This window comes from uncultured Eudoraea sp., assembly GCF_947258525.1.
In the GTDB taxonomy this organism is placed as follows: domain Bacteria; phylum Bacteroidota; class Bacteroidia; order Flavobacteriales; family Flavobacteriaceae; genus Eudoraea.
In genome coordinates, this window is the sequence record NZ_CAMYIP010000069.1 from 1 (window position 1) to 11998 (window position 11998).

General features: G+C 37.2%; 13 protein-coding genes. 1 reads left to right on the forward strand and 12 read right to left on the reverse strand.

The genetic code is table 11. The features are described 5' to 3' along the window. Nucleotides 1-157: 157 nt before the first annotated feature. Nucleotides 158-1435, forward strand: a complete 1278-nt coding sequence (locus tag Q0X89_RS05375; RefSeq protein ID WP_297691891.1) for a GTPase — start codon at nucleotides 158-160, stop codon at nucleotides 1433-1435. A gap of 89 nt (nucleotides 1436-1524) precedes the next feature. Here Q0X89_RS05375 and Q0X89_RS05380 read toward each other — a convergent pair whose 3' ends face one another. The 12 genes from Q0X89_RS05380 to Q0X89_RS05435 form a co-directional block, all read right to left on the reverse strand. Then, a complete protein-coding gene (locus Q0X89_RS05380; protein WP_297691893.1) occupies nucleotides 1525-3117 on the reverse strand; it encodes a serine hydrolase in 1593 nt (530 codons plus the stop codon). Beyond that, nucleotides 3104-4039: a mechanosensitive ion channel domain-containing protein gene (locus Q0X89_RS05385; RefSeq protein ID WP_297691895.1), complete on the reverse strand. Its 936-nt coding sequence runs from the start codon at nucleotides 4037-4039 to the stop codon at nucleotides 3104-3106. Before Q0X89_RS05385 ends, Q0X89_RS05380 begins: the two co-directional genes overlap by 14 nt. Nucleotides 4040-4103: 64 nt before the next feature. Further along, nucleotides 4104-4403 carry a chaperone modulator CbpM gene (locus Q0X89_RS05390; protein WP_297691897.1) on the reverse strand — a complete coding sequence of 100 codons (300 nt, stop codon included), beginning with the start codon at nucleotides 4401-4403 and terminating at the stop codon, nucleotides 4104-4106. Between the two features lie 2 nt (nucleotides 4404-4405). Continuing rightward, nucleotides 4406-5287, reverse strand: coding sequence for a J domain-containing protein (locus Q0X89_RS05395; RefSeq protein WP_297691900.1), 882 nt, complete (start codon nucleotides 5285-5287; stop codon nucleotides 4406-4408). Nucleotides 5288-5403: 116 nt separating this feature from the next. Further along, on the reverse strand, nucleotides 5404-5973 hold the full coding sequence (locus Q0X89_RS05400) for a hypothetical protein (RefSeq protein WP_297691902.1): 570 nt from the start codon (nucleotides 5971-5973) through the stop codon (nucleotides 5404-5406). 30 nt (nucleotides 5974-6003) lie between these two features. Then, nucleotides 6004-6387: a nuclear transport factor 2 family protein gene (locus Q0X89_RS05405; RefSeq protein WP_297691904.1), complete on the reverse strand. Its 384-nt coding sequence runs from the start codon at nucleotides 6385-6387 to the stop codon at nucleotides 6004-6006. Nucleotides 6388-6567: 180 nt separating this feature from the next. Then, the gene (locus tag Q0X89_RS05410) at nucleotides 6568-7692 is read right to left on the reverse strand and encodes a DUF819 family protein (protein WP_297691906.1); all 1125 of its coding nucleotides are present in this window, start codon (nucleotides 7690-7692) and stop codon (nucleotides 6568-6570) included. Continuing rightward, nucleotides 7689-8738: a succinylglutamate desuccinylase/aspartoacylase family protein gene (locus tag Q0X89_RS05415; RefSeq protein ID WP_297691908.1), complete on the reverse strand. Its 1050-nt coding sequence runs from the start codon at nucleotides 8736-8738 to the stop codon at nucleotides 7689-7691. The genes Q0X89_RS05410 and Q0X89_RS05415 overlap by 4 nt, the downstream gene beginning before the upstream one ends. Before the next feature lie 182 nt (nucleotides 8739-8920). Further along, nucleotides 8921-10492, reverse strand: coding sequence for a M81 family metallopeptidase (locus Q0X89_RS05420; protein ID WP_297691910.1), 1572 nt, complete (start codon nucleotides 10490-10492; stop codon nucleotides 8921-8923). Between the two features lie 150 nt (nucleotides 10493-10642). Then, entirely contained in the window at nucleotides 10643-11359 is a 717-nt protein-coding gene (locus Q0X89_RS05425) for a DUF6090 family protein (protein ID WP_297691912.1), read from the reverse strand. Nucleotides 11360-11437: 78 nt separating this feature from the next. Beyond that, nucleotides 11438-11614: a hypothetical protein gene (locus Q0X89_RS05430; RefSeq protein ID WP_297691914.1), complete on the reverse strand. Its 177-nt coding sequence runs from the start codon at nucleotides 11612-11614 to the stop codon at nucleotides 11438-11440. Nucleotides 11615-11769: 155 nt separating this feature from the next. Then, the coding region (locus tag Q0X89_RS05435) for a hypothetical protein (RefSeq protein WP_297691915.1) at nucleotides 11770-11998 on the reverse strand (229 nt) is incomplete at its 5' end.

The window sequence follows — 11998 nt, forward strand, 5'->3', positions numbered from 1 at the left end:
ATTAAATGGCATCTGTCAAATCTATTGGGCAATTACTTGAGATAAACTGTGTTTATAAAGGTTTTATAAAAGGGAATTGAATATGACTTTTATCATTTGTTAAACATAATTCTTACCATACTTTAGAAAGATTAAATGTTTCCAAAAATAATTGAACATGATAAAAAAAAGAATCCTTATCATGGGAGCTGCCGGCCGTGATTTTCACAACTTCAATACTGTATTCAGAGATAATAAGAGCTATGAGGTAGTAGCTTTTACCGCAGCACAAATTCCAAATATTTTAAATCGTAAATACCCGGCATCACTGGCAGGAGAGTTATATCCTGATGGCATTCCAATTTATGATGAAAAAGACCTGACAAACTTAATTACTGAATTTAAAGTTGACGATGTTGTTTTTTCTTATTCGGATATCTCTTACGAAGAACTAATGCATAAAAGTGCATTGGTAAATACTGCAGGTGCAAATTTTGTATTGTTGGGCAGAAAAGAAACCTCAATTAAAAGTACTAAACCCATAATAAGTGTAGGAGCTACGCGCACTGGCTGTGGAAAAAGCCAGACTGCCAGACGAATTATTGAGATCCTTATTGAAAACGGGCTCAAGGTTGTGGCTATAAGGCACCCCATGCCGTACGGAGATCTTGAAGCTCAGCGGGTACAGCGTTATGCCAGTCTGGAGGACCTGGAGAAATACGACTGCACCATTGAAGAAATGGAAGAATATGAACCCCATATTGTAAGAGGAAATGTTATTTACGCCGGTGTGGATTATGAAGATATAGTTAGGGCTGCTGAAAATGATCCGGATGGTTGTGACATTATTGTATGGGATGGTGGAAACAACGATTTTCCATTCTATGTACCTGATTTACATATTGCTGTTATAGACAGTGCTCGTCCAAAAGATATTAATAAGCTTAGAAAAGTAATTTCAGAGGTTGTTCCGGGAGCAATTGTGATTGATGCCGCTTCGCCAATACGTGTGGCAGATCCCTCAGTTATAAAGAATAAAAGGGTTCTGGTAGTAGAAGACGGCCCAACATTAACCCATGGAGGTATGACCCTTGGAGCCGGTACATTGGCTGCAGAAAAATTTGGAGCCTCAGAAGTGGTAGATCCACGGCCTTATCTGGTTGGGCAATTAGAGGATACTTTTGAAACTTATCCGAAAATTGGCAAATTATTACCGGCCATGGGGTATGGGGTTGACCAACTTAGGGATTTAGAAGTTACCATCAATAGCTGTGATTGCGAAGCTGTAGTTATTGGCACCCCTATTGATTTAAACAGGGTGATAACTATTAGAAAGCCAAGTACAAGAGTTTTTTATGACCTTCAATCTATTGGGAAGCCCGGTCTTGAAGAAGTTATAGAGGAATTTTTAGCAAAGCAAAATATAAATAAGAAAATTGAAGAGTTGATAGAATAGTTTCATAAGGTGAAATTCTAATCAACCAAAAACAAAAATAGGTTTAACCTTTAAATTCTTAATTAAAGTAAGGAGCGTCCTGGCGCTCTTTACTTTTTTTGAGAGTTAGGTTCAAATGATAAAGTAAGTTGCTGTAATTTCGCTTCTTTTTCCGGGGTAAGGGTAAAAAAGACATCAATGACTCCTTTCTCCGTGTTTATTTTATAACTGCCCCGCAGCTGGTTATAAGGAGTAATTTCTTCTGTATCCAGAACTGTGCCGGCGCTATTAAAAATTTCTTCTGCTTCTGCCATACGGTGCTTACGCGATTTATCCATATAAAAATTCTCTGCCAGCAGATCCTGTTCCAATTCAGGACTCCATTCTTTAATTAATCGTTCAACTTGTTGTTGTCGCGCTCTTAAAATATCTGATATAGGAAGTTTACGGGGTTCTAATTCCAAGGTCTCGAATAGTAATTTTTCAATTTTTTTAAGTGGCCATGGAGCCGTATAGGTAAGGTTGCCAAAGGCCATTATCCCTACTCCATAGTCGGGATAGAAGACATAATTACTCCCAAAACCCGGCAAGGCGCCTCCATGCCTGACCAACTTCAGGCCATTGCAATTAGTATGGATCCCTAATCCGTAGCCATATCCGCTTACTGTGGCACATGGCTTATTGTTAAAATCGGTCGCCTTCGTATTTAAATAGGGAAATTGCGGAGTATGCATTTCTCTAAGTGTACTTCGTTTAACAGGCCCCTTATCCGGATCGCTTCTCGGTGGCCAGGCAGAAAGGTGAAAACTAACATATTTACTAAAATCTTCTATGGATGTAATTAGGCCTCCCATTGCTCCGTAAGATCCGTCATGCAGCATTGGTTCCAGTTTCAATTGGTCGTCTTCCCACCGGTATCCAATAGCTAATTGTTCTTTTGGGATATTGGTATATTCCCAATAGGTATGTTTCATGCCAAGTGGCATTAAAATATTCTCTTTAATATATTGCTGGTAGGGTATTCCGGAGACACGGCTGATTATATTGCCCAACAAGGCATATCCGGTATTGCTGTATTCAAATGTATAGGAGGGCGGGTTAGAAAATGATATGCCATCCGTAAGAAGGTCCATGAGCATTTGATCCGTTTCATTCAATTGGCGGTCTCCCCATGGGTTGTCTTCCGGAAAACCCGCGGTCATTGTCATCAGGTTTTCAATATCTATGTCGGGGGAGTCTGCAGTCAGATATTCTAATACACCCATTTCCGGGATATATTTTGCTGCAGGATCACTAAGTGATAGTTTGCCCTCATCGCGCAATTTCATAATTGCCATGGCAGTAAAACTTTTGCTCATAGATGCAATTCTGAATGCAGAACTTGTGGTTGCGGGAATTTCATTGCTTATATCCAACAGCCCTTTAGCTGAGGCAATTACCAGATTAGTATCAACAACAATCCCATAGGCAACTCCGGGTATGTGACGCCCTTTGGCATGCTCTTCGATCAATGCATGCATTTGTGGAGTAATGCCCTTTATCTTCTCTAAACGATTATCTGTTGTAAAAACAGGTTCTTTATAGGTTTTTGAGATGGACCTGGAATCCGATTCAACTTTTATCCTTGCTTTTTGAGGTGAGTTACATGAAATTAGTAGTGAAAGTAAAAAGAAGCGGATAAAATGCTGTTTAGGAAATGTCATTGTCTCTTTGAGTTATATCTTTTTCGTTAATATTTATTGTTGGAATTCGTATTATTTCAACGGTCGAAGAAGCCAAAACTACTTGACCATTTGTTTCTTCAAACTTTTTACTTATTAGTTCACTTAGAATATGTTTTGTAACCCGCCTTTTTTTATAATCTACAATGTATCTGAGGTTGAACTGAATCCAATTATCTGTCATGGTTATGGCCAGAGTAGGTTCAACCTTGGCATCTTCAATATAGTATCGATCAACAACATCCTTCCATTTGGCAATGGAATTTGTTACATATTCAGACAAATTTTCAGTTGCTACTTTAATAATAATATCCTTTGCCAATTCAATATCTGATCCATACCTAATAGGTAAATTAAATTCATCCCAAATAAAAGGGAAATCCATAGAATAATTATAGATGGGGCCTTTGAAAACAAATGCATTACTCAATTTAATTATTCTACCACTGTAATTGTCACTGCTAACCCATTCCCCAATTTCCATCATTGTGGTATAAATACTGTCGATATCAATGACATCACCTTTAATTCCATTTATCTCTATTCTATCACCAGGTTTGTAAACTTTTACAAAGAAAATATACAAAGACCCCGCAATACTTAAGATCAGCTCCTGGAGGGTTATTGCAACACCTGCTGATAAAAGCCCGATTGCTAATGTAAAGTCCTTAATATTCCCGGTAAAATAGGATAGTGTTAAAATAATCAAGACCAAATAACCGATTACCTCTATTCCTTTTTGAGATCTATATTTAACTTTGGAGTTTGGTAAATTTTTACGGATGAATCTTCTGAGGAATTGAATAAACCCAATTACCAAAAGCACCAGGACAATGTATTTTATAAAAATTGCCCATGAAGGATGAGCTTCCAGCCATTGTTTTACGAGCTCCAAAGATTTCATAATATTAAAATTTATTTGTTATAACCCTTTTTAGTATTTATAAACTGTTTGAATTAATACATTCTCAAAAATCATTTTCATATAAACGCAACCTATCATGAAGCTTATTCAATTCACTTTGTAATCTATCAATTTTTTGAAGGAGGTTAAAAACCGCATCAATACCTTCAGTATTTATATTTAATTCCTGGTGGATTCGAATCATCTTTTCCACATCACTAATTCTATCCTGATGAAGATAGGAAGTCTGTTCAAGGGTAGTAATACTAATTAAACCCTCTTCATGGAGTTCATCAAAAAATGAAGTTTCCACACTGTAATGCTCGCACAGGTGGACAATTGGAATAAAATCTTTTAGTTCCATAACTATCTTAGTTTTGCCAATTCCTTAAACAATTCCTTTTCCTTATTAGTCAGATTTGTGGGTATTTCTATCTGATAAGTAATGTACAGATCCCCAAACTGACCCTCTTTTTTATATACGGGAAAGCCTTTCCCCTTTAACTTTACTTTAGTCAGGTTTTTGGTTTCCGGCTTTACATTTAATTTTACTTTACCATCAAAAGTGTTTATAACTACTTCACCTCCTAAAAGGGCTTTATATAAATCTAACTTAACCGTTGTATACAAATTGTCTTTATCGCGTTTAAATCTTGAATGATTAAGGATTGAAAATTTTATATGTAAATCTCCTTTTGGGCCACCGCTAATTCCTTCACCTCCATAACCCTTAATTTTGATGACCTGGCCATTCTTTACTCCGGCAGGAATAGTTAACCTAATATTTTTGCCATTAACTGTCAGGGTACGTTTGTGAGTTCTATAGACATCTTCCAATTCGAGTTGTAGTTCTGCATTGTAATCCTGCCCCCTGAATTTTACCTCACTTCTTCTTTGATAACCACCACCAAACATAGAACTGAAAAAGTCTGAAAAGTCCTCTTCTGAAAACCGGCCGGTGGTCCTTTGGCTGCTGCCTCTTTGATATTGCCGCTGTTGTTGTGCTTTTTCAAATTCTTCAGCATGTTTCCAGTCTTTCCCGTATTTGTCGTACTTTTTCCGATTTTCAGGGTTACTCAGCACCTCATTAGCTTCGTTAACTTCCTTAAACTTGCGTTCAGCTTCTTTATCATTCGGATTCAAATCGGGATGATATTTACGGGCCATTTTCCGATAGGCTTTTTTTATTTCATTTTCGGTGGCCTTTTTATTTAAACCCAGAACCTTGTAGTAATCAATATAGGTCATTTATTTACAGACATTTAATATTGTCAAAAATCCATAGGTTGATTAATAAATCCTATGACTATTATCAGGATTCAGAAAGTTCTAATATGTAATGGAAGCTGGGTGGCAAATTATTATTATTCACCTGATCGTTTTAATTTTAACCACTTAATGGCAACCAGTATAATAATAACAATCAGAACTATAAAAAACAGCGTTGTAGATACGCTCTTTATAATACTAAATATATTTGTTGTACTGATTTGTGCTACTGAGAGATCCGGGTAACTATTGAGCATGGTAACTATCCCGATATTCTCCAGATAATCGGCTATTCCGGCAATTATTGGGATCAGACACAAAAAGAAAAAGGAAGTGTTTAATTTATCTAATTTTTTTAGGAAATAGGCAATTAACAGGGAATAGGTTATCGCAAAAAGTAAAGGATATATCATATCAACCGGGATCTGATTAAATAAATAAGCATCCCGCCCTTCCTGGCCGAGTTTACCGAAGAGTTCATTTACATATTCCGAACCATAACCCTGTGGCATCATATCCAGCAATTTCATTCCACCCGAATAGGCAACCGTTTTTGGAATGGTCACTAAAAGCATAAATGCATAAATAAGATTTGTAAGTACGAAAAGGAAAGCAACCTTTTTGCCGGCTATATTTTTAGCTATGAGTTCTCTTAGTTTGTTCATCTAATATTGAAAGTAATTTACTTCTTATGACTAGTACATCGTATTTTTATTTGCCGAAGTGTCTGGAATTTGTTGAATAGCATCCCAGTGTTCCACAACTTTCCCATTATTGTCAAACCTAAAAAAATCCATAGTAACATATTGGTCGTTTTCCGGCCAAATCTGGTGGGTATGAAGGGCTACCAAATCGCCTTCAGCTACTGCTCTCACAACTTCTATTGATTTGTCGGGATACTCACTTGCCATTCTGTTAAAATAATCAATAAACGGTTGTGTTCCATCGCCAACCAATGGATTGTGCTGTATGTACTCTGCACCAACATATAATTCCACGGCTTTATCGGGATTTCCGTTATAGGCCATTTTGTAAAAAGCTATGGCATTTGCCTTGTTTTGTATTAAAGTTTCTCTCATTGCATTAGGCTTAAATCATTAAGATATTAACGTTGAATTTGAATAAAATAACCCGGAGGGCTTTTGCAATCCTGATAAGGCCTCATCTAAAATTACTATATTTCCTTCTGGAACAAGCTACCTATGCGCAATAAAATTATGGATTTAAGAATTTGCTAATTGGGGAAGGTTTTAATCATATCAGAGTAAATAATTCCTCAAAAGGAAAATAGTGAGCATACCCCAAAATGTTCCTGTGGCCATACTCAGAATTGCCAAAATAATTGCATGAGGCATCCACTTAGGTTCATAAGCAGCCGTAACTGCCGGTGCAGTAGCAATGCCCCCAACATTGGCCATACTGGCTATTGGCACCCATGCTGTATTAACGTTTAAGAGCTTTGCGACCAAAAGTAAGATGATAAAATGACTCAGTAGCCAGACTATCATAAATCCTAAAAACCCCAATTCAAATTCGACCAGACTAAATTTTAGTTTCAGTCCAAGAACAGCCATCACAACAAGTATAAGGATACCTCCAAATTTTAAAACAAAAGCAAAATTCCACGTTTTAATTATAGTACTCAGGAGTATACCAATAACAGATAAAACAATGATTTTTATTACAAAACTGTCGACTAAAGCATTGGTAATAATTACAAAAACCGTTAACATCAAAAAAATGAATAGGGGGTTTAATTTTTTCCCTTCAGACTTCTCCATGGTTTCCGGCATGGACAAATTTGTAATTTTTAGTTTCCTGTTTAAAAAATTACTCTCTTTAATTCCCTGAAACATTAATATGGTCCAGATATTCACAAGAATATTGTCCATTACCAAAACCGTTAAGAAAATGTTTTCCGGACATTCTACCAACTCTTTCAGCACCAACTGACTTGTACTGCCACCTATCCATCCGCCTACAATTGGGGGGACGCCTTTCCAATACTCATGTTTGACAAATAATTCTGAGATTAACTCACTATCAACTAAAAAAAGTGCAAGAATTACAGGGAATACCGCGATCCAAAAAGAACCAGCGATAAACACGGCAATAGGCTTCCATCCAATGGATTTTAGCTGAAGAAAAGACAAACTGCTCATCACAGCAATTATTGCCAATGGAATGAAATAGAGCTTACTGTATTCATGAATTTCATCTTGGGAAAAATCTTTTCCCATTAGTGCAGATATTCCGGCTGGGATTAGGTAAGCAAATAATATGGCTGGAAACCAATCAAACAGGGATTTTATATGCCTATTCTCCCATCGGTCCAAAAAGTATACGGCAATAACAGTAAAACCGCTTATTAACCAAGGGATCATTCGGTAGAGATTTGAAGAATTCCCAGGTGTATAATTCTTCCACCGTTCATATTAACAGGATTACTGCTTCTTCCGATGACTATACCATTTTCGGGACAGAAATATTCCTCAACAAGATCTCCAAACGGATTTCTCATAACCGCGATTCGTTCATTCTTTTTCACTTTTTGGTTTAAGGCTACCATTACTTCAAGGTATCCGCCCTTATCTGTGTAAATCCAATATGATTTTTTACATATAACCGCAGGTTTGTTTGTTACTATAGGATTTGAATTCATAGCTAACCAACTCAGAATATTCTGAATACCTGCTTTACCCCTTGAAATCATTTCAGGTTGAAAGACCTGTGGGTTACCATATTCGATAGTAATTGTTGGAATTCCTTTTAGTACGGCTTCTGCTCTCATGGTTCGCGTAGCTGAAATTTGTTCGTTGGCACTTGGTACACCCTTATTATTTAATACGATGTCCGCATTCTGAAGTAAGGCCATTTTTGCCATGGTAGTATCACTAAGATCAGCACGCACATAAAATGTGTTCTCTCTTCCAAAACTAGCAGTATGCATATCTATTAGATAATCTACCTTAGAAAGGATTTTTTGTCCAATTTGCCATACGTATTGTTGTGACCTGTTTCCTTTCTCTTTCCCCGGAAAGTTTCTGTTCAGATCTTCCTCATCAAAATACCTTCGTTGGTGCAGAGGAATACTTATCGCATTTAGACCGGGAATGGCAATAATAGTTCCTTGCAGAGATTTGAGGTCTAACTCATCCATAACCTGATGAATTACTGAAATACCGTTTAATTCGTTTCCATGGAGGGCCGCTGTCATCCCCAAGACAGGTCCGGGTTTTATTCCTTTTGCGATAATTAAAGGAATAGAAATGGGCTGAGACATTCCATTTTCAAGAATTTTGAGCCAAAATTTATTCATGGAATTTGCCTCAATCTGATCTAATTTGATTTCCTCTATCGTTTCTATTGTATTTTGGCCACTTAGTAGCAGTTGCGAAAGTATAAGCAAAACTGATAAGGTTATTTTCATGGTTCTTTTCCTTTAAAGGTTGGTGCTTTATTCATGGATAAGATAGTCCTAACAACTAACTTATTTAGTATTAAATGTATGAAAAACGGCCTTGCTTATTACGGTACTTTTCAAATAATATATATTTTGCCTTAAACAGATAATAACCGATCTTTTTTCTTCCTTTTTTGATACTTAGGCTTTCAAGGAGTACTATGGGAAAGGGGTATAAAGCGTGCTTTTAAATTGGGTTCGGGCATATCTTTATCTAGCGGATACATTGGTCTCAAAATATTCTTGTGGCCAAGGCGTTCAAGATCCTGATCTACACCCCCTGGGGTAAGTGCCATTATCCAGTCTCCACGCATATCATATAATTCAGGGACCAAATACCCAATCTTAACCACTACTATATCCGTGTTGCGTGGATTCAGTCCTAAATTTGTAAAATCGGCTTCTTTATGATAGGGTTTACGTTTTTTGGTAACTATTACGTGAACACTTCCCACTTTTACAACAACTTCAGTTTCAGCATGTGTGTCTCCATGTTCAATGGCTGTAATGGTTCCGGATAAAAGAACGGGTGGTGCAAATCTATCATCAATTTCTGCACCTACTTGGGCTTCTATTTTGGCTCCGACACCTGCTATAACAGCTTTTTCGACCAACTTGGGACCCGGAATAGAAGCATAAATAAGTGAGGGACCTTGGTCGGATTTAAATTCACTGCGTACTAATATTTCTTTTAGAGTCCAGCTTACATCACCTGCACCACCGGCTGTAGGGTTATCTCCCATATCACTAATCATAAAAGGGGTCTTTTTGCTCGCAATGGCCATATCCAAACTTTCCTCCAGGGTCGCGGTAGGGGCTACAAATTCAAACTCTGATCGAACTTCCCAAAAATAACTTGCCAGATCTTCTGCTGTTTTGCCAACTTTATCCCTATCATCTCCTATAACCATTACTACGGCATGATTTCGAGGTTCATCTGCCCATGCATAGCCTATCCAAATAGCGGCATCAACAATACTTTCGTCTAAGGTAGCAGGCTCCACTTTGGCATATAAACTTTTTCCAGGTTCTATCCTTGTGCTGGTTTTTTCACCCGGTAATAGAATTGGAACAGGAATCCAGGCTTTATAAGCCGGTTTCCCTTTTCCGTTTTCAAGTCGGTCTAAAAGGTTGTTAACCGCTCGTTTTTTAGATTCAATGGCATCCTCATGTGGTGCCATGCGGTAACATGTAATAAGATCGGAATGTTGCGCAAGACGCCGGGAGACATTGCCGTGTAAATCCATAGAGGTGGAAATAAGGGTTTCCTTTCCCACAACTTCCCGAACACGAATTATAAAATCTCCTTCAGGATCTTCGAGTCCTTCCACACTCATTGCTCCGTGAATATCAAAAAATAAACCGTCATAGGGTCTGTTCTTCTCCAACATATCCAGGGTCTTTGAGACTAAAGATTCATAGGCTTCCCGGGTGACCATCCCTCCTGGAAGAGCATGAGCTCTTAAAGTTGGAATCCATTCAGCCCGATTTCTGTTTAAAGAATCCATGTCCAGGAAAGGATAGAATGAGAACACATCCTCTGCAACCCTTGCATGAAACGCCTCTTCATCAGTTAAAGCGGGTGAAAATGTACTCGATTCAATGGCTAATCCGGCAATTGCGATACGCGGCAAGCTTTCATTTGTCTCCTTCTTCTCCTTCTCCTGTTTACAACCAAAGACCAAGAAGAGAGGTAATATTAATAGAAATATGTTTTTCATGCAAGGCAGTTTTGGTGAAGAATTAAATGTACAACAGAATTTTAAAAACCAAGACTATTTATAAATTGAATTCAATCAAAATTAAGGGAGGTCTGGTACTGACCACCTCGAATCTTATAACAACTTGATTAAACCACAAATTAATGGTAATTAATCTTTTTCAGCACCCAGTTCTGTATCTATTAATTCAATAATTGTATCTATTTCTCGCAATGCTTTACTATAAACAGAGTCTTTTGCCGAGGTTAGATAAATACTTTCCACAAAAATATTTTGCATTTCCACCTCATAAAGCTTTTCAGGTTGTACAGCTCTAAATGCGTCAAAATTTACTACGCCTTTTAGTGCAGGGGACAATTCATTTATAATAATCTCCCAGTGAATAGATTCCAGTTTGTTTGCAAAAATGTAGGTAGTTTCCAATTTCTGAATTAAACTGGTAATCTCATCATTTTTTAAGAGTTTTAAATTTCCACTATTAACTAAAGTCTGATAAATTGTACCGCTGCTATTGAAGTCTGAATATTGGGACAATCCCATGGCGATAAGAGCCAGTGAATCGGATTTACTATAATCCTGTTTCCTTATAATCTTATTAGCGTGTTTATAGGTAGCGGAGAAATAGGTATTAAATGCTTTTACATCGGCAAGCTCCTTTCTGTCATCTTGAATCTGTCGCTTTATTTTTCGATATGACTTCTTTTCTTCTAGCCTTTCTATCCGTTGGTTGTTCCAATTATTGATTTGCAAGGCGATAAGAATCCCGATGACTACCAAAATAATTTCACCTATAGCATAAAACAAATATTTAGTAAACCTGTTTTCTGAAAATAATTGTTTTCTTGTTTTTCTAAAAAAATGGATCATCTAAATTTTCTTTAGTTTTTCGAGGGGAAGTATTAGGCTGAAATGTCTGATTTGAAAGAATTCCCGATTTAAGCAATTCTAGCGATTTCTGGAGGATAAAAATGCCGTCAAAACCAAACCTACACCTATGCCTGCAATCAGGCATGCCACGAACCATATAGGGGAAGTCTGGAGAAAAAAAAGTCCTACTCCCAAACCAATGAGCGTAGTACCTCCTATAGCCCATGAGCTTTTATCTTTTTTATCGGAAGTCATAATTTAGTATTTTGGATTAAGCTTAAAAGGTAGGTGTTTGACTAAGAAAGTAAAATGACTTTTATCATACTTTAAAGCCCTATGGTATAACGGAATATAAATTAAATAGGAAGATTGAAAAATCGATTTTAAAAATTACCTTACTAACACCGGTGTTAGTTAGCATTTTCTTGCATGCTTTTTTGAACGGAAATCATAGATTGTTGCCCTACCTTGAATAATCCTTTTTGAGGGCGGTTAAGATCTACGATAAGTGTAGTAAGGGCAGCAAATGCCAAAATCATAGGTACTACGGCAATCAAACCCCTGGGTTTGGTAAATCCGGCCTTTATTCCAATTGTTATCATGGTCATAAATGAAATGGCCATAATTGTTATCCATATG